Raw genomic sequence first — 17,771 nt, 5'->3', positions numbered from 1 at the left:
ATCTCCGGGCTTGTGGGGGGGCGATTCTATAGACGCGCTCCGGCTGCGGACAATGCGGAAATTCCTTTGACAGGGGAGGGGGTCATCCCTAGAATGCTGCGCCTATGTTGAACGGGCCGATTCCACCTCATGTAGATCCGCGCAAGTTGGCGGACCGCGAAGTCACTCTAGAGGGTGAGATCGCGCTCGCCAGCCTGGAGCGACTCTGCGACCCCCTTGCGGACAATGCGGGCAGCATTCATGCACGCTTGGCGTTTGGCCGTGATGAGCGTCGCGCTGTGGTCATCCACAGTCGGATCGACGTTGAGGTCAAGATGGTTTGCCAGCGTTGTCTAGAGCTGGTCGCCCTGAACATCCACAGCGAATGTGATTACGCCGTGGTGAGGGAAGGGGCTGACAGTCAGTCGCTGCCGAAGGGCTATGACGTGCTGGAAGTGGGAGAAGATCCGCTGGATCTGATGACTCTGGTCGAGGATGAGCTATTGCTCGCCCTCCCCATAGTTCCGGCCCATGACCCTGAAGATTGCCAGCAGCCGGCGGGTCTCGATGAGCCCGAGCCGAGCGAGAACGAGGTTTCGCGGTCCAACCCGTTCAGCGTACTGGCGCAGTTAAAGCGTGACCCAAACGTTTAGGAGTTAATTGATTATGGCTGTTCAGCAGAACAAAAAATCCCGCTCGGCACGCGATATGCGTCGTTCCCACGATGCCCTCGAAGCCAACGCACTGTCCGTAGAGAAGAGCACCGGTGAAGTTCACCTGCGCCACCACGTTTCTCCGGACGGTTTCTACCGCGGTCGCAAAGTGGTCGACAAGGGCGCTGCCGAGTAATCCTTGGCTGCCTCGATCGTCGCGATTGATGCAATGGGCGGGGACTTCGGTCCCCGCTGCATTGTTCCAGCCAGTATCGCCTGTCTGGCTGAATTCCCCTCGCTTCACCTGGTCCTCGTCGGCCAAGCTCCCCTTCTTGAAGAACTAGTCGCCCGCATTCCAGCGGTTGATCGCCAGCGCTTGCAAATCGAGCATGCCAGCGAAGTGATCGCCATGGATGAGCGCCCGGCGCAAGCCTTGCGTGGCAAGCCAGATGCCTCGATGCGCGTCGCGCTCGATCTGGTGCGAAACGGTCGTGCCCAGGCCTGCGTCAGTGCCGGCAACACCGGCGCCTTGATGGCGCTTTCCCGCTATGTCCTGAAAACCTTGCCCGGCATCGATCGTCCGGCCATGGTCAGCGCCATTCCCACGGCTCGTGGCCACTGCCACCTGCTGGATCTGGGGGCCAACGTCGATTGCAGTGCTGAACATCTCTATCAGTTTGCGGTGATGGGGGCGGTCGCTGCCGAGGCTTTGGGCACGGCTCGTCCGCGGGTTGCGCTGCTGAACGTCGGCACCGAAGACATCAAGGGTAACCAGCAGGTCAAGTTGGCAGCGAGCCTGTTGCAGCGGGCCGAGGGTCTCAACTACATCGGCTACATCGAGGGCGACGGCCTGTACCGTGGTGATGCAGACGTGGTGGTGTGTGACGGTTTCGTCGGCAACATCCTGCTGAAGTCCAGCGAGGGGTTGGCTTCGATGATTTCCTCGCGCATGGAGGCCCTGTTCAACGAGAGCCTCGGCTCCCGGATGGTGGGTGCGTTGGCGCTGCCGCTCTTGCGTCGCCTGCGTACCGATCTGACGCCTGCGCGCCACAATGGAGCCAGCTTCCTCGGATTGCAGGGCATCGTCATCAAGAGCCACGGCTCGGCGGGTTCGGATGGTTTCCAGAGTGCCATTCGTCGCGCGCTGATCGAGGTTCGGGAGAATCTGCCGCAGCGTCTTCACGGCCGTCTGGAGCATCTGTTGCTGTAGGATGTGACCACTATCGGCAGCTTGTCATCCAACTGTCAGTTTCCTGCGCTTGGCTATGCCGGGCGTCAATCTCCCTATACCGACAGATAAGGGACCTCACTCAATGTCCGCATCCCTCGCTTTCGTTTTTCCCGGTCAGGGCTCCCAGTCTCTGGGCATGCTGGCCGAGCAGGGGGGCCAGCAGAAGCTGGTCCTGGATACCTTCGCCGAAGCCTCCGAGGCACTCGGCTATGACCTCTGGGCGCTGACCCAGCAAGGTCCGGAAGAACAGCTCAATCAAACCGACAAGACCCAGCCCGCCATCCTCACCGCCTCCATCGCCCTGTGGCGTCTGTGGCTGGCTGAAGGCGGTGCGCGTCCGGCCTACGTCGCTGGCCATAGCCTGGGTGAGTACTCCGCCCTGGTAGCCGCCGGCAGCCTGGGCTTCGCCGATGCGGTGAAGCTGGTCGAGCGCCGTGGTCAGTTGATGCAGCAGGCCGTACCGGCAGGGCAGGGCGGCATGGCTGCCATTCTCGGCCTGGAAGATGCCGACGTACTGGCTGCCTGCGCCGAAGCTGCCCAGGGCGAAGTGGTCAGCGCCGTGAACTTCAACGCGCCTGGCCAGGTGGTGATCGCTGGTTCCGCTGCCGCGGTCGAGCGTGCCATCGAGGCTTGCAAGGCTCGTGGCGCCAAACGCGCCATGCCGCTGCCGGTGAGTGTTCCGTCCCATTGCGCGCTGATGAAGCCTGCTGCCGAACGCTTCGCTGAATCGGTCGAAGCCCTGGCCTGGCAATCTCCGCAGATTCCGCTGGTGCAGAACGTCAGCGCGGCAGTAGTGGCCGATCTTTCCGAGCTCAAGCGTGACCTGCTGGCCCAGCTGTACAGCCCGGTTCGCTGGGTCGAGTCGATGGTGAGCCTGTCCGAGCGTGGCGTTACCGACCTTGTCGAGTGCGGCCCGGGCAAGGTGCTGTCCGGCCTGAACAAGCGCTGCGTGAAGGGTGTCAACACCCACAACCTGGATACCCCTGATGCTTTCGCAGCCGCCCGTGCTGCGCTGGCCTGAACAAGGAGAAGACCTATGAGTCTGCAAGGTAAGGTGGCATTGGTCACCGGTGCGAGCCGTGGCATTGGCCAGGCTATCGCCCTCGAACTGGGCCGTCAGGGCGCCGTGGTAATCGGCACTGCGACCTCCGCTTCCGGCGCTGAGCGCATCGCCGAGTTCCTCAAGGAAAACGGCATCGAAGGTGCCGGTCTGGTACTCGACGTCAGCAGTGACGAATCGGTCGCCAGCACTCTGGAACACATTCAGCAGCACCTCGGTCAGCCGCTGATCGTGGTGAACAACGCCGGCATCACCCGCGACAACCTGATGCTGCGCATGAAAGACGACGAATGGTTCGATGTCATCAACACCAACCTCAACAGCCTGTACCGCTTGTCCAAGGCCGTCCTGCGTGGCATGACCAAGGCTCGTTGGGGACGCATCATCAATATCGGTTCGGTGGTGGGTGCCATGGGTAACGCCGGCCAGACCAACTACGCCGCAGCCAAGGCCGGCCTGGAAGGTTTCAGCCGCGCTCTGGCGCGCGAAGTTGGCTCCCGCGCCATCACCGTCAACTCGGTGGCTCCGGGCTTCATCGACACCGACATGACCCGTGAGCTGCCGGAAGCCCAGCGCGATGCGCTGCTCACCCAGATTCCGCTGGGTCGTCTGGGCCAGGCCGAAGAGATCGCCAAGGTAGTGGGGTTCCTCGCTTCCGACGGCGCTGCCTATGTCACCGGCGCTACCATTCCGGTGAACGGCGGCATGTACATGAGCTGAATGTGACGAATCCCTTCAGGAAGCTGTCATATGCCCTGTCTAGAATTCGCTATAAGAGTGCAGTCGGGTTATAGACATTTCGTTGCGGCGATCCTGAAAGGGTTCAGGCGTTCAGCTTGAAATGCGGAAAACCCTTTCTATACACTGCAGCCCCAGCTGCACGGATTTTTCCATAGGAGTGAAAACAAGGTATGAGCACCATCGAAGAACGCGTCAAGAAAATCGTCGCCGAGCAACTGGGCGTCAAAGAAGACGAAGTCACCAACAGCGCTTCCTTCGTTGAAGACCTGGGCGCCGACTCCCTTGACACCGTTGAGCTGGTGATGGCTCTGGAAGAGGAATTCGAGACCGAAATCCCGGACGAGCAAGCCGAGAAGATCACCACCGTTCAGGAAGCCATCGACTACATCAACGCCCACGCGCAGTAATGTAGTCGTCGGTTACCCGACGCGGAAAAGCCGCACGACCCGATTGGGCGTGCGGCTTTTCTTTAGCCGATTGTTGAAAAACCACGGATCGCGCGTTACCCGCCGGGCTTTTCAACAGTCTGTTAATCCGAATCAACCGCCGTGTAGAGATTGAAGAAGGAGATCGCTGTGTCGCGTAGACGCGTCGTGGTCACTGGCCTTGGCATGCTGTCGCCGCTGGGTACCGATGTATCGAGCAGCTGGCAGGGAATTCTGGCTGGCCGTAGTGGCATTGGCCTGATCGAGCATATGGACCTGTCTGCCTATTCCACCCGTTTCGGTGGTTCGGTGAAGGGGTTCAATGTCGAGGAGTATCTGTCGGCCAAGGAAGCGCGCAAGCTCGACCTGTTCATCCAGTACGGCCTCGCAGCGAGCTTCCAGGCTGTTCGTGATTCCGGTCTCGAAGTCACCGACGCCAATCGCGAGCGCATCGGTGTCGCCATGGGCTCCGGCATCGGCGGCCTGACCAACATCGAGAACAACTGCAAATCCCTGCACGAGCAGGGGCCGCGCCGGATCTCCCCGTTCTTCGTTCCGGGCTCGATCATCAACATGGTGTCTGGCTTCCTGTCGATCCACCTGGGCATCCAGGGACCGAACTACGCCATTGCCACCGCGTGCACCACAGGCACCCACTGCATCGGTATGGCCGCTCGCAACATCGCCTATGGCGAGGCGGACGTCATGGTCGCCGGTGGTTCCGAGATGGCCGCCTGCGGCCTCGGCCTTGGTGGCTTCGGCGCAGCCCGTGCGCTGTCGACCCGCAATGACGATCCGACCCGCGCCAGCCGTCCGTGGGACAAGGGTCGCGACGGATTCGTGCTGTCCGACGGTGCCGGCGCGCTGGTCCTCGAAGAACTGGAGCACGCCAAGGCACGTGGCGCGACCATCTATGCCGAGCTCATTGGTTTCGGCATGAGTGGCGACGCCTACCACATGACTTCTCCGCCGGAAGATGGCGCCGGTGCCGCCCGTTGCATGAGCAATGCCCTGCGCGATGCCGGCCTGAATGCCGACCAGGTGCAATACGTCAACGCCCACGGAACCTCCACTCCGGCCGGCGACGTGGCTGAAGCCATGGCGCTCAAGTCGGTGTTCGGCGATCACGCCTACAAGCTCGCGGTCAGCTCCACCAAGTCCATGACCGGCCACCTGCTGGGTGCGGCGGGCGCGGTGGAGGCGATCTTCAGCGTGTTGGCCCTGCGCGACCAGGTGGCGCCGCCCACTATCAATCTGGAGGAGCCGGACGAAGGCTGCGATCTCGACTTCGTACCCCACGAAGCGCGTTCCATGCCTATGGATATCGTGCTGTCCAACTCCTTCGGCTTCGGCGGCACCAACGGCTCCCTGGTATTCCGTCGGTTCGTCGGCTGATGCCGAGCTGGGTCGACGGTCACCCGGCCGAGTCGCTTTCCATCAAGGATCGCGGCCTGGCTTACGGCGATGGGCTTTTCGAGACCATCGCCGTGCGTGCCGGACGGCCCCCCCTTCTCGAATACCACATGGCGCGTCTGGCCGAAGGTTGCCGGCGCCTCGGTATTCCACTGGATCTCCAACTGATGCGCACCGAGCTGCTGGCCTTTTCAGCCGGGCTGGGTGAAGGCGTCGCCAAGTTGATGATCACCCGCGGCGAAGGCTTGCGCGGCTATGCGCCACCCCCTGTGGCGTTACCTCGACGCATCCTGCAGAGCAGTCCGTTCCCGGCTTATCCAGATGGTAATGGGGAAGAGGGCGTCCAGCTCTTTCCCTGCACGACGCGTCTTGCCGAGCAGCCCCTGCTTGCCGGTCTCAAGCACTTGAATCGACTGGAGCAGGTGTTGGCCCGGAACGAGTGGCAGGGCAGCGAGTTTGCCGAGGGGCTGATGCGTGACCAGGCCGGTCGCGTAATCGAAGGTGTTTTCAGCAACCTGTTCATCGTGCGCGATGGCGTGCTGGTCACTGCGGACCTTTCGCGCTGTGGTGTGGCTGGCGTGATGCGAGCAGCCTTGCTCGACAGCGCCAGGGCGGAAGGCCTGAAGGTCGAAGTGCGTGATATCCCGTTCGAGGACTTCCTCCAGGCTGACGAGGTGTTCCTCTGCAACAGCCTCTTCGGCATTTGGCCGGTGCGTTCTGTAACAGGCCATCACTGGCCGGTCGGCCCGCTGACCCGTAAACTTCAGGCCATCGCCCGCGATCTACTGGACATCTGATTCGTGATACGCAAATTCCTGCTGATGCTGGAGGCAGGCCTGCTTCTGGCTGGCTTGCTCGTCGCCTTTGCCGGCTGGCAGCAGAGCGTCACCCTTGAGCAACCCCTGAACATCTCCGCCGAAAGGATGCTGGACGTGCCGGCCGGCGCCACGCCAGGCGGCCTGCTCAACCGCCTGGAAGAGGAGGGGGTGCTGAACAATGCCTTCTGGCTCCGCCAATACTGGCGCTTCAACCTGGCCAACGAGTCCTTGCACAGCGGTGAATACCGTCTGACTCCGGGAATGAGCGCCGGCGACTTGCTGGGGCTCTGGCAGCGCGGTGACGTGGTGCAGTACAGCCTTACCCTGGTTGAAGGCTGGAACTTCCGTCAGGTGCGTGCGGCCTTGGCCAAGCAGGCCAAGCTGGAGCAGACCCTGGCCAATGTCAGCGACGCCGAGCTGATGGCCCGTCTCGGCCGCCCGGGCGAGTACCCGGAAGGCCGCTTCTTCCCCGATACCTATCGCTTTGTGCGTGGCATGCGCGATATCGACCTGCTGAAGCAGGCGCGTGATCGCCTCGACCAGGTCCTCGCCGAGGAGTGGGGCAAGCGCGCGGATCGGCTGCCCTATAACGATTCCTACCAGGCGTTGATCATGGCTTCCCTGGTGGAGAAGGAAACCGGCGTGCCGGCCGAGCGCGGACAGATCGCTGGCGTTTTCGTGCGCCGCCTCAATACCGGGATGCTGCTGCAGACTGACCCGACTGTGATCTATGGTCTGGGTGAGCGCTACAACGGCAACCTGACTCGCGACCATCTGCGCGAGCCGACGCCTTACAACACCTACGTCATCAGTGGCCTGCCGCCGACTCCGATTGCCCTTGCCGGCCGCGAGGCCATCCACGCCGCATTGCATCCGGCTGCGGGCAAGAGCCTCTATTTCGTCGCCCGCGGCGACGGCAGCCATGTATTCTCCGAGACCCTGGGCGAGCACAACCAGGCCGTGCGTGACTTCCAGTTGAAGCGCCGCAACGGCTACCGCTCCAGCCCAACTCCGCAATGAAAAAGGACACCCAGTGAGCGGTCTGTTCATCACATTGGAAGGCCCGGAAGGTGCCGGTAAAAGCACCAATCGCGAATACCTCGCCGAGCGTCTGCGCAGTCACGGCATCGAGGTCGTGCTGACCCGCGAGCCGGGCGGTACGCCGCTGGCCGAGCGTATCCGCGAACTGCTGCTGACCCCCAGCGACGAAACCATGGGTGTCGATACTGAATTGCTGCTGGTATTCGCCGCTCGCGCCCAGCACCTGGAAGGTGTGATCAAACCTGCGCTGGCCCGTGGTGCTGTGGTGCTCTGTGATCGTTTCACCGATGCCACCTACGCCTATCAGGGTGGTGGTCGTGGCTTGCCCAAGGAGCGCATCGCACTGCTGGAAAATTTCGTCCAGGGTGACCTTCGTCCCGATCTGACCCTGGTGTTCGATCTGCCCGTGGAGATCGGCCTGACCCGCGCGGCTGCTCGTGGCCGCCTCGATCGCTTTGAGCAGGAGAAACGCAGCTTCTTCGAGGCCGTGCGCCAGACCTACTTGCAGCGTGCACAGGCCGCCGCCGACCGCTACAAGGTGATCGACGCTTCGCTGCCGCTGGCCGAGGTGCAGGCCAATCTCGACACATTGCTGCCTGAGTTGCTGGAGCGTTGCGATGGCTGAGGCCTATCCCTGGCAGGACGCACTTTGGCAGCAGCTGGCGGGCCGTCCGCGGCACGCCCATGCCTATCTGCTGCACGGTCCTTCCGGCATTGGCAAGCGCGCTCTGGCCGATCGCCTGATGGCGCGCCTGCTCTGCCAGAACCCGGCTGGGCTTGATGCCTGCGGCCATTGCAAGGCGTGTCTGCTACTGGCGGCCAGTACCCATCCGGATGCCTTCGTGCTGGAGCCGGAGGAGGTCGACAAGGCCATTCGAGTCGACCAGGTGCGCGAACTGGTTGGGTTCGTGGTCCAGACCGCGCAGCTCGGTGGGCGCAAGGTGGTGCTGCTGGAACCGGCCGAGGCGATGAACATCAACGCTTCCAATGCCCTGCTCAAGAGTCTGGAAGAGCCCTCGGGCGATACCGTGCTGCTGCTGATCAGCCACCAGCCCAGCCGCCTCCTTCCGACCATCAAGAGCCGTTGCGTGCAGCAGGCTTGCCCATTGCCCAGCGCCGCCCAGAGCCTGGCCTGGCTGGGAAGCGCGTTGCCGGACGCATCCCCCGACGATCTGCGTGAATTGCTGGTGCTGGCAGGCGGCTCGCCGTTGTCGGCTCTGCGCCTCGAAGGGCAGGGGGTGCGTGCCCAACGCGGCGAAGTGGTAGAGGGCGTGAAGAAGCTGCTCAAACAGCAAGTAGGCGCCAGCCAGTTGGCCGAGGGTTGGAATGCCGTGCCTCTGCCCCTGCTGTTCGACTGGTTCTGCGACTGGGCGCAACTGATGTTGCGCTTCCAGCTCACCCGTGATGAGGCGGGGCTGGGGTTGAACGATATGCGCAAGGTGGTGCAGTACCTCGCGGAGAAGGCCCCGCAGCACAAGGTCCTGGCCATGCAGGACTGGTTGCTGCAGCAGCGGCAGAAAGTCCTGAACAAGGCCAATCTCAATCGTGTGTTGCTTCTCGAAGCGCTACTGGTGCAGTGGGCAAGCCTGCCCGGGCCGGGCTAGAATCGTTGGCTGAACCAGCTTTCCAGGAAAACCGCATGAGCCTGCCGCCGAATCTGGGCCCGCGTAACGGGATCCTGTCCTTGACCATCAAGGACAAGTCCGTGCTGTATGCCGCCTACATGCCGTTCATCAAGAACGGTGGCCTGTTCATTCCGACCAACAAGACCTACAAGCTGGGCGACGAAGTATTCATGCTGCTCAACCTGATGGATGAGCAGGAGAAAATCCCGGTCGCCGGCAAGGTGGTCTGGATCACCCCCAAGGGCGCCCAGGGCAACCGCGCAGCGGGCATCGGCGTCCAGTTCAACGATGGCGACAGCGGCGCACGCAACAAGATCGAGACTTACCTCGCCGGCGCCCTCAAGTCCGACCGTCCCACCCATACGATGTAACCGGCCGTCGGGCTCCGGCTGCAAGCGGCAGGCTTGAAGCTTGGCGCCTGCGCCTGGAGCCTTGAAGCATGTTGATCGACTCCCATTGCCACCTGGACCGCCTCGACCTGGCCGCCCATGATGGCTCCCTCGATGCCGCCCTCGACGCCGCCCGTGCTCGCGGTGTTAGCCAGTTCCTCTGCATTGGCGTGAGCGCCGACAACGCGGCGGCGGTGAAGTCCCTCGCCGAGCGTTACGACGACGTGCATTGCTCCGTCGGCGTTCACCCACTGGACCTGCAGCCGGGCGAATCCCTCGCGCTGGACTGGTTGCTTGGGGAGCTGGAACACCCGCGTGTAGTAGCGATCGGTGAGACGGGCCTGGACTATTACTACGAGCCTGAAGCCGCCGAACTCCAGCAGCAGGCATTCCGTCTGCACCTGGAGGCTGCGAAGGTGACTGGCAAGCCGGTCATCGTGCATACCCGTGAAGCCCGTGCCGACACCCTTGCCCAGCTGCGCGATGCGGCGCTGCCCCAGGCCGGTGTGCTGCATTGCTTCACCGAGGATTGGGAGATGGCCCGCGCCGCGCTCGACCTCGGTTTCTATATTTCGCTCTCCGGCATCGTCACCTTCCGCAATGCCGATGCCCTGCGAGAAGTGGCCCGCCAGGTACCGGCCGACCGCCTGCTGGTGGAAACCGATTCGCCTTATCTCGCCCCGGTGCCTTACCGCGGGAAGCCCAACCTGCCGCAGTACGTGCGTGAGGTGGCAGAGTTCCTTGCCGATTTGCGAGGCGTGTCGTACGAAGCATTCGCCGAGCAGACCGGCGAGAACTATCTGCGCCTGTTCCCCCTCGCCCGACGCGGCTGAAGCGGTCTCCCTCGGCCGCCGACAAAAGCCGCGCACAAAAAAAACCCGGGTTCTGGGGGATGAATCCGGGTCAAGACCATTAGGAGTAAAACAAAGGAACGCGATCCACGGTTCCTCGACTGGCTGGGCACTTGGGGGGAGATGCCGCGCGCCAGTAAGAAGAAGTATTGGCCATTATCCCCACGCGTCCAGATAGCCCAGTGGCGTTTCTTAAACCTATTTGGAATACAGCGGCCTCGGCTGAGTCCTCATGTGTCTGCCATCTGGCGTACCAGCCCAAGCGTCTCGTCCAGCACGCGGAATTCGGTGTAGAAATGCGGCGAAAAGCGGATTCCGCCACCGCGCTGGGCGCAGACCACCTGCTCGGCGCGCAGGCGTTCGAACAGCGCCTGGTTGTCCCATCCGTCCAGGCGGAAGCTGAGAATGCCGGCACGACGCAGCGGATTCAGCGGGCTCAGCAATTGCACGCCAGGAATCCGGACGAGACCGTCCTGCAGCCATTGCACGCGCTCGGCCAAGCCTTTCGCCACTTGTTCCATGCCGACCTCCTCCAGCAGGGACAGGCTCGCCTCCAGCGCCATGGCGCCCAGCATGTTTGGGCTGCCGCATTCGAAACGGCGTGCGGTGCGTGAGGGCTCCCAGTCGGAGCGTTCGTAGTCACCGGGGTGTTCCAGCATGTGCCAGCCGTACTCGTGGAGCTTCAGTTGGTGGCGCAAGTCGGCGCGGCAATAGAAGACCCCGAGGCCTTCCGGACCCAGCATCCACTTGTGCCCATCGGCCATGGCGAAGTCGCAATCGATGGCCTGGACGTCAAAGGGCAGGGCGCCCAGTTGCTGGATGGCGTCGACGCAGAAGAGCACTCCACGCTTGCGGCACTCCTGGCCGAGGCGGTGCAGATCCAGGCGCAGGCCGCTGGCATATTGCACAGCGCTGATGGACATCAGGCGGGTGCGGGGGCCAATGGCGGCGATCAGGGCACCTTCCGGATCGGGGCCATTCAGCGGCACCTGGAGGGTATCCACGCCGAAGCGTTTCAGTGCTTCCCAGACGACTCGGTTGGACGGGAACTCCTGGTCGCTGATGACGACCTGATCGCCTGCACTCCAATCCAGACCAAAGGCAACGAAAGACAGGGCTTCCGATGTATTCTTGACCAGTGCAAGATCAGCCGTGGTCGGAGTGTTCAGCAGCCTGGCTAGGCGTTCGCGCAGACGACGCTCTACTATCAACCAGTCTGGATAGTCCCTTGCGCCAAGGCTACAGTTCTCTTCGGCGAAGCTCTGGACCGCGCGGGTCGCGCGTTTTGGCCACGGCGCGACGGCAGCATGGTTGAGATAGCGGAGCCCATCGGCGTGAGCAAACTCATCTTGCAATAAGCTCATAGTCGGATGATCCGTGCATTTTTACGCCAGATAGGCATAATACGCGGCTTGATTTTTGACCCCACAGTCCCTTTATGCAGAAAGAACCCCGTAAAGTCCGTGAGTTCCGCCGCCGCGAGCAGGAAATTCTCGACACCGCCCTGAAGCTCTTCCTCGAAGAGGGCGAAGACAGCGTTACCGTCGAGATGATCGCCGACGCAGTGGGTATCGGCAAAGGCACCATCTACAAGCATTTCAAGTCCAAGGCGGAGATCTATCTGCGCCTGATGCTCGACTACGAGCGTGACCTGAACGCGCTGTTCCATTCCGCTGATGTGGACCGTGACAAGGAGGCGCTATCGCGCGCCTACTTCGAGTTCCGCATGCGTGACCCGCAGCGCTATCGCCTGTTCGACCGCCTGGAAGAGAAGGTGGTGAAGAACAGCCAGGTTCCGGAGATGGTCGAGCAGCTGCACAAGATCCGCGCGTCCAACTTCGAGCGACTCACCCAGCTGATCAAGGGCCGTATCGCTGAAGGCAAGCTGGAAGACGTGCCGCCTTACTTCCATTACTGCGCTGCCTGGGCCCTGGTGCATGGTGCTGTCGCGCTCTACCACTCGCCGTTCTGGAGCAACGTGCTGGAGGATCAGGAAGGCTTCTTCCAGTTCCTCATGGACATCGGCGTGCGCATGGGCAACAAGCGCAAGCGCGAGGCCGAGTCGCCCGCCGGCTGACGTATTCAGTGCGCCTATAACGCGGTCTCGGATATGTGCTGTAGAGGCCGCGGGGATATACTCCGGTGTACCACATGCCGGAGCGTCCCATGATCGTCGACCGCCAAGGCAGGCGCTTCCGCAACCTGCGAATCAGTCTGACTGCCGCCTGCAACTACGCCTGTACTTACTGCGTGCCAGACGGCAAACGACTGGTGGCGGCACAGGATGAACTCTCCGCCGAGGCCATGGTTCGTGGCGTGGCCTACCTCATCGAAGCCGCTGGCATAGAACGCCTGCGGATCACCGGCGGCGAACCGCTGGTGAGTCCCAAACTCGATCCTTTTCTCCGCGAAGTCAGCAAGCTGGGCCTCGATGACATCAGCATCACCAGCAACGGTCAGCTGCTGTCCCGCAAATTGCCGCTGCTGTTGGACTGCGGCATCCGCCGCCTGAATATTTCCCTCGATACCCTGAACGCCGACGAGTTCCGCAGCATCGCCCGAGGCGGTGACCTCGCCACGGTGCTCAAGGGGCTCGACGAGGCAAGGGCTGCCGGCCTCAAGATCAAGATCAACATGGTCCCGCTGCGCGGCAAGAACCTCGACCAGGTGCTGCCGTTGCTGGACTACTGCCTGGAGCGTGGCTTCGAGCTGCGCTTCATCGAGCTGATGCGCATGGGGCATCTAGCTCGCGATCCCAACACGTTCCACCAGCAGTTCGTGGGGCTGGAAGAATTGCTGGCGCTGATCCGCGCCAGCCATGAGTTCGTCCAGGCCGATGCGCCGCTGGACGCCACGGCCATTCGTTATCGCGTTCCGGGCGAGGGTTGCTTCGGGGTGATCGCCAACGAAAGCGTGCCGTTCTGTCGGACCTGTTCGCGCCTTCGCCTGTCTTCCACTGGGTGGCTGCATGGCTGCCTTTCTTCGAGCAATCGCCATTACGTCGGCGACCTGCTGGAGAAGCCCCGGCACGAGGCACTACCGGCGTTGCAGCGACTGCTGGTAAAGGCTCTGGCGGACAAGCAGGACATCGCGTTTTCAGGCGGCGTCACCGTGATGAAGATCATCGGCGGTTGATGGCGCGGAAGCTGCATTGGTTCTCTATCCGCCGGTTTTTCGTCGCCGGCGCCTGGAGGACACACGATGCGTAGTTTGATTCTGTTGTTGGCGCTTCTCGGCCTGGCCGGCTGCATGAAGGTCAGCGACATGGCCGAGGGCACTCGCGAGCAGCTGAGCGATGCTGGATTCCTGGACCACAGTGAGACCCGCCGCGCCAGTCCGTGGCGCCTGCAACCTGACTCCTTCATCTTCATCGCCCAGGGCTACTTCGTACCGCCGGGTTCCGCCTACCCGCGGCCCAATGTGGTGGCCGAGGAGGCGTTCAACGGCTTCGTCGAGTACTTCCCCATGGTGCGCCGCGCAACGGGGCCGGCCGGCCTGGAGGAGGCCATGGGCCAGGCTCGTGCGGTTGGTGCGCACTACCTGCTGTATGCGCGTTTCGCCAGCGCTGACGACCGCATCGGCACGGTCGAGGAATGGGAAGACCAGGAGGCGCTGGACCGCCTTGGCCGCGACCGTGGCGTGATCCAGCTGATGCTGATCGAAACCAATACCCGTTACCTGGTGGACTCCGCGCGAATCCGTAATCGTGGCGGTTTTCTGACGTTCTACGACTCCAAACCTGAAGACCTGATCGGGCCGCCGCTGGAAGAGTATGCTCGCAGCCTGATCGGATTGAGTCGTTGAGGAGATTGAAATGAGCGATCCCGGCAAGGCCGGCGACCTGCTGGCGCAGATACCCAAGGGCGACAAGCCCGGCGGTGCGCCCGTTCATCTGTGGAACCCGCCGTTCTGCGGCGACATCGATATGCGCATCGCCCGGGACGGCACCTGGTTCTATTTGGGCACGCCGATCGGCCGCAAGCCCATGGTCAAGCTGTTTTCCAGTGTGATCCGCAAGGATGGCGCGGACTATTTCCTGGTCACGCCCGTCGAGAAGGTGGGTATCCAAGTGGAAGATGCACCCTTCGTGGCCGTTCAACTGCAGGTCGAGGGGGCAGGGGAGGAGCAGCAGCTGCGCTTCATTACCAATGTGGAGGATGAGGTAGTGGCGGGTGCGGTGCATCCGCTGCGGGTCGAGCTGGACCCGGAGACCCAGGAGCCCTCACCCTATGTGCTGGTGCGTACCAACCTGGAGGCGCTGATCCATCGCAATGTCTTCTACCAACTGGTGGAGTTGGCAGAGCCGCGTGAGATCGATGGCATCACGTGGCTTGGTGTGTGGAGCGGTGGGGAGTTCTTCCCTATCGGACCGCTGCCGGAATAGCCGGAAGGCGGATATGAAAAAGGCTCCCGAGGGAGCCTTTTTCGTGCCTGCATTACATGTTGGGGTAGTTCGGGCCGCCGGTGCCTTCCGGGGCTACCCAGGTGATGTTCTGGGCCGGGTCCTTGATGTCGCAGGTTTTGCAGTGGACGCAGTTCTGGGCGTTGATCTGGAAGCGCTTGGCGCCATCTTCCTGAGTCACCACTTCGTACACGCCAGCCGGGCAGTAGCGTTGCGCAGGTTCATCGTACAGCGGCAGGTTTTTCGCGATCGGGATGCTCGCGTCGGCCAGCTTCAGGTGGCAGGGTTGTTCCTCTTCATGGTTGGTGTTGGAGAGGAATACCGAGCTCAGCTTGTCGAAGCTGATCTTGCCGTCCGGCTTCGGATAGTCGATGCGCTGGGACTGGGCTGCCGGCTTCAGGCAGGCATAGTCCGGCTTGTTGTCGTGCAGGGTGAACGGGAGCTTGCCGCCGAACCAGTTCTGGTCGACGTAGTTGAAAGCACCACCCACCAGTGCACCGTACTTGTGAATCGCCGCGCCGAAGTTACGGCTGCGGAACAGTTCGTCGTACAGCCAGCTGGACTTGAAGGCGTCGACATAGTTGGTCAGCTCGTCACCACCTTCCTTGCCAGCGGCCAGGGCGGCGGCCACGGATTCGGCGGCCAGCATGCCGGACTTCATGGCAGTGTGGCTGCCCTTGATCTTGGCGAAGTTCAGGGTGCCCAGGTCACAGCCGATCAGCGCGCCGCCCGGGAAGACCATTTTCGGCAGCGAGTTCAGGCCGCCTTTGCAGATAGCGCGGGCGCCGTAGGCGACGCGCTTGCCGCCTTCCAGGTACTGCTTGATCACCGGGTGGTGCTTGTAGCGCTGGAATTCGTCGAAGGGCGACAGGTAGGCGTTGGCATAGGACAGGTCGATGATCAGGCCTACGACCACCTGGTTGTTTTCCAGGTGATAGAGGAAGGAGCCACCGGTGTTCTCGGTGCCCACGATGTCCATCGGCCAGCCGGCGGTGTGGACTACCAGGCCGGGCTGATGCTTGGCCGGGTCGATGTCCCAGATTTCCTTGATGCCGATGCCGTAGTGCTGGGCGTCGGCTTCGGAGTCCAGGTTGTACTTTTTGATCAGCTGCTTGCCGATGTGGCCACGGCAGCCTTCGGCGAACAGGGTGTACTTGGCGCGCAGTTCCATGCCGGGGGTGTAGTAACCCTCTTTCGGGTGGCCTTCACGGTCCACACCGAGGTCGCCGGTGATGATGCCGCGTACCACGCCATTCTCGTCGATCAGCGCTTCCTGGGCGGCGAAGCCCGGGTAGATCTCAACGCCCAGGCCTTCGGCCTGCTGGGCCAGCCAGCGGCAGAGATTGCCCAGGGAGATGATATAGTTGCCCTCGTTGTGCATGGTCTTGGGCACGAACAGATCGGGAACCTTGATTGCGGAGTCGGCATCCTTGAGCATATAGATGTCGTCGCGGGTTACCGGGGTGTTCAGCGGGGCGCCCAGTTCTTTCCAGTCAGGGAAGAGTTCGTTAAGGGCTCGCGGTTCGAATACGGCGCCAGAGAGAATGTGGGCGCCCACTTCGGAACCCTTCTCGACCACGCATACGCTGATCTCTTGACCAGCTTCCGCGGCCTTCTGCTTCAGTCGGCACGCGGCGGACAGGCCAGCAGGGCCAGCGCCGACGATGACGACGTCGAATTCCATGTATTCGCGTTCCACAGTCAATCTCCTCAAGGCTCTTCGATATTTTGTGTTGGAGGGCTAGGCTCGATCCCTGACCTGAGCTGGCGCATTATATCCAGAGCCTGTGGCGGGTCCAATACAAACGTTTGTTTGAATTTTGTGAAGCCCTGATAGGATAAGGCTCTGCGGCTTATGGCGGGGCATTTTGCTGTATTGACCGGAATAGGCGATCCGGTCAAGATACGGGCGGTTTTGCGCTCGCTGTCTGGGCTGACGTCGGTTCCGGCCGACCTGCATCACTGGCCAGGCTCGTCTTGGCGACATTCTTATTAACCGGAGAGTAACGAGGAATCCATGAAGGTTCTTGTAGCTGTCAAACGAGTGGTCGACTACAACGTCAAAGTCCGCGTCAAGGCGGACAACTCCGGCGTCGACCTCGCCAACGTGAAGATGTCGATGAACCCCTTCTGCGAAATTGCCGTGGAAGAAGCCGTCCGTCTGAAAGAAAAAGGCGTAGCGAGTGAAATCGTCGTCGTCACCATCGGCCCGAACACTGCTCAAGAGCAGCTGCGTACTGCCCTGGCCCTGGGCGCTGACCGCGCCATCCTGGTCGAGTCCGCCGACGAGCTGAACTCCCTGGCCGTTGCCAAGGCGCTGAAGGCCGTGGTCGACAAGGAGCAGCCGCAACTGGTGATCCTCGGCAAACAGGCCATCGATAGCGACAACAACCAGACCGGCCAGATGCTGGGCGCCCTGACCGGCTATGCCCAGGGCACCTTCGCCTCCAAGGTTGAAGTTGCTGGCGACAAGGTCAACGTCACCCGCGAAATCGACGGCGGTCTGCAGACCGTTGCACTGAACCTGCCGGCGATCGTCACCACCGACCTGCGCCTGAACGAGCCGCGCTACGCGTCGCTGCCGAACATCATGAAGGCCAAGAAGAAGCCGCTGGACGTGGTGACGCCGGACGCCCTGGGTGTTTCCACCGCTTCCACCGTCAAGACCCTGAAAGTCGAAGCGCCGGCTGCCCGTCAGGCCGGTATCAAGGTCAAGTCCGTGGCCGAGCTGGTCGAGAAACTGAAGAACGAAGCGAAGGTGATCTGAGATGGCCGTCCTTGTAATCGCTGAACACTCCAATGCCGCGCTGGCGGCCGCCACCCTCAACACCGTTACCGCCGCTCAGAAGATCGGTGGCGACATCCACGTTCTGGTTGCCGGTCAGGGTGCAGGCGCTGCCGCCGAAGCCGCTGCCAAGATCGCTGGCGTGTCCAAGGTGCTGGTAGCCGACAACGCTGCCTACGCCCACCAGCTGCCGGAAAACGTCGCTCCGCTGATCGCCGAGCTGGGCAAGGGCTACAGCCACGTGCTGGCCCCCGCTACCACCAACGGCAAGAACTTCCTGCCGCGCGTAGCCGCTCTGCTGGACGTCGACCAGATCTCCGAGATCATCGCCGTTGAAAGCGCCGACACCTTCAAGCGT

General features: G+C 62.2%; 20 protein-coding genes and 1 pseudogene. 19 read left to right on the top strand and 2 right to left on the bottom strand.

The genetic code is table 11. The features are described 5' to 3' along the window. Nucleotides 1–104: 104 nt before the first annotated feature. From E8E91_RS03815 to E8E91_RS03755, 13 genes are all read left to right on the top strand, one after another. Nucleotides 105–632, top strand: a complete 528-nt coding sequence (locus E8E91_RS03815; RefSeq protein WP_190829848.1) for a YceD family protein — start codon at nt 105–107, stop codon at nt 630–632. 13 nt (nt 633–645) lie between these two features. After that, a complete protein-coding gene (gene rpmF, locus E8E91_RS03810) occupies nt 646–828 on the top strand; it encodes a 50S ribosomal protein L32 (protein ID WP_069084611.1) in 183 nt (60 codons plus the stop codon). 3 nt (nt 829–831) lie between these two features. Beyond that, complete coding sequence (gene plsX / locus E8E91_RS03805; protein ID WP_280374670.1) at nt 832–1,842, top strand: phosphate acyltransferase PlsX; 1,011 nt, start codon at nt 832–834, stop codon at nt 1,840–1,842. Nucleotides 1,843–1,945: 103 nt separating this feature from the next. Then, nucleotides 1,946–2,884 carry an ACP S-malonyltransferase gene (gene fabD, locus E8E91_RS03800; protein ID WP_280374669.1) on the top strand — a complete coding sequence of 313 codons (939 nt, stop codon included), beginning with the start codon at nt 1,946–1,948 and terminating at the stop codon, nt 2,882–2,884. 15 nt (nt 2,885–2,899) lie between these two features. Beyond that, nucleotides 2,900–3,643: a 3-oxoacyl-ACP reductase FabG gene (gene fabG / locus E8E91_RS03795; RefSeq protein WP_077522399.1), complete on the top strand. Its 744-nt coding sequence runs from the start codon at nt 2,900–2,902 to the stop codon at nt 3,641–3,643. A gap of 191 nt (nt 3,644–3,834) precedes the next feature. After that, on the top strand, nt 3,835–4,071 hold the full coding sequence (gene acpP, locus E8E91_RS03790; protein WP_016493661.1) for an acyl carrier protein: 237 nt from the start codon (nt 3,835–3,837) through the stop codon (nt 4,069–4,071). Nucleotides 4,072–4,239: 168 nt separating this feature from the next. Then, the gene (gene fabF / locus E8E91_RS03785) at nt 4,240–5,484 is read left to right on the top strand and encodes a beta-ketoacyl-ACP synthase II (RefSeq protein ID WP_151135145.1); all 1,245 of its coding nucleotides are present in this window, start codon (nt 4,240–4,242) and stop codon (nt 5,482–5,484) included. After that, nucleotides 5,484–6,299: an aminodeoxychorismate lyase gene (pabC, locus tag E8E91_RS03780; RefSeq protein WP_280374668.1), complete on the top strand. Its 816-nt coding sequence runs from the start codon at nt 5,484–5,486 to the stop codon at nt 6,297–6,299. Before fabF ends, pabC begins: the two co-directional genes overlap by 1 nt. A gap of 3 nt (nt 6,300–6,302) precedes the next feature. Continuing rightward, nucleotides 6,303–7,340 (top strand): endolytic transglycosylase MltG, encoded by a 1,038-nt coding sequence (gene mltG / locus E8E91_RS03775; protein ID WP_280374667.1) that lies wholly within the window; start codon nt 6,303–6,305, stop codon nt 7,338–7,340. 13 nt (nt 7,341–7,353) lie between these two features. Beyond that, nucleotides 7,354–7,986 (top strand): dTMP kinase, encoded by a 633-nt coding sequence (gene tmk / locus E8E91_RS03770; protein WP_280374666.1) that lies wholly within the window; start codon nt 7,354–7,356, stop codon nt 7,984–7,986. Then, entirely contained in the window at nt 7,979–8,965 is a 987-nt protein-coding gene (locus E8E91_RS03765) for a DNA polymerase III subunit delta' (RefSeq protein WP_280374665.1), read from the top strand. The genes tmk and E8E91_RS03765 overlap by 8 nt, the downstream gene beginning before the upstream one ends. 35 nt (nt 8,966–9,000) lie before the next feature. Continuing rightward, nucleotides 9,001–9,357 (top strand): PilZ domain-containing protein, encoded by a 357-nt coding sequence (locus tag E8E91_RS03760; RefSeq protein ID WP_028627861.1) that lies wholly within the window; start codon nt 9,001–9,003, stop codon nt 9,355–9,357. A gap of 68 nt (nt 9,358–9,425) precedes the next feature. Further along, the gene (locus E8E91_RS03755) at nt 9,426–10,208 is read left to right on the top strand and encodes a TatD family hydrolase (RefSeq protein WP_280363867.1); all 783 of its coding nucleotides are present in this window, start codon (nt 9,426–9,428) and stop codon (nt 10,206–10,208) included. Nucleotides 10,209–10,456: 248 nt separating this feature from the next. Here E8E91_RS03755 and E8E91_RS03750 read toward each other — a convergent pair whose 3' ends face one another. Beyond that, the gene (locus E8E91_RS03750) at nt 10,457–11,590 is read right to left on the bottom strand and encodes an aminotransferase class V-fold PLP-dependent enzyme (protein ID WP_280374664.1); all 1,134 of its coding nucleotides are present in this window, start codon (nt 11,588–11,590) and stop codon (nt 10,457–10,459) included. A 74-nt stretch (nt 11,591–11,664) separates the two neighbouring features. Between E8E91_RS03750 and E8E91_RS03745 the strand changes: the two genes are divergently transcribed. The 4 genes from E8E91_RS03745 (at nt 11,665) to E8E91_RS03730 (ending at nt 14,610) form a co-directional block, all read left to right on the top strand. Next, the gene (locus E8E91_RS03745) at nt 11,665–12,303 is read left to right on the top strand and encodes a TetR/AcrR family transcriptional regulator (protein WP_151135132.1); all 639 of its coding nucleotides are present in this window, start codon (nt 11,665–11,667) and stop codon (nt 12,301–12,303) included. Between the two features lie 89 nt (nt 12,304–12,392). Beyond that, on the top strand, nt 12,393–13,361 hold the full coding sequence (locus E8E91_RS03740; RefSeq protein ID WP_280374663.1) for a radical SAM protein: 969 nt from the start codon (nt 12,393–12,395) through the stop codon (nt 13,359–13,361). Between the two features lie 66 nt (nt 13,362–13,427). After that, on the top strand, nt 13,428–14,030 hold the full coding sequence (locus tag E8E91_RS03735; RefSeq protein ID WP_280363859.1) for a DUF4823 domain-containing protein: 603 nt from the start codon (nt 13,428–13,430) through the stop codon (nt 14,028–14,030). Nucleotides 14,031–14,040: 10 nt separating this feature from the next. Beyond that, nucleotides 14,041–14,610, top strand: a complete 570-nt coding sequence (locus tag E8E91_RS03730; RefSeq protein ID WP_280363856.1) for a DUF1285 domain-containing protein — start codon at nt 14,041–14,043, stop codon at nt 14,608–14,610. Nucleotides 14,611–14,662: 52 nt separating this feature from the next. Here E8E91_RS03730 and E8E91_RS03725 read toward each other — a convergent pair whose 3' ends face one another. Next, on the bottom strand, nt 14,663–16,327 hold the full coding sequence (locus E8E91_RS03725) for an electron transfer flavoprotein-ubiquinone oxidoreductase (protein WP_280374662.1): 1,665 nt from the start codon (nt 16,325–16,327) through the stop codon (nt 14,663–14,665). 318 nt (nt 16,328–16,645) lie between these two features. On the opposite strand from E8E91_RS03725, the gene E8E91_RS03720 reads away from it, so the two are divergent. Then, a complete protein-coding gene (locus tag E8E91_RS03720) occupies nt 16,646–17,395 on the top strand; it encodes an electron transfer flavoprotein subunit beta/FixA family protein (protein WP_280363850.1) in 750 nt (249 codons plus the stop codon). 1 nt (nt 17,396) lies between these two features. Further along, nucleotides 17,397–17,771: pseudogene (locus E8E91_RS03715) on the top strand (electron transfer flavoprotein subunit alpha/FixB family protein); the annotation flags it as partial.

It is taken from the genome of Pseudomonas sp. BN515 (assembly GCF_029873155.1).
Classification (GTDB): Bacteria; Pseudomonadota; Gammaproteobacteria; order Pseudomonadales; family Pseudomonadaceae; genus Metapseudomonas.
This window is presented reverse-complemented; position numbering and strand designations above follow the sequence as displayed.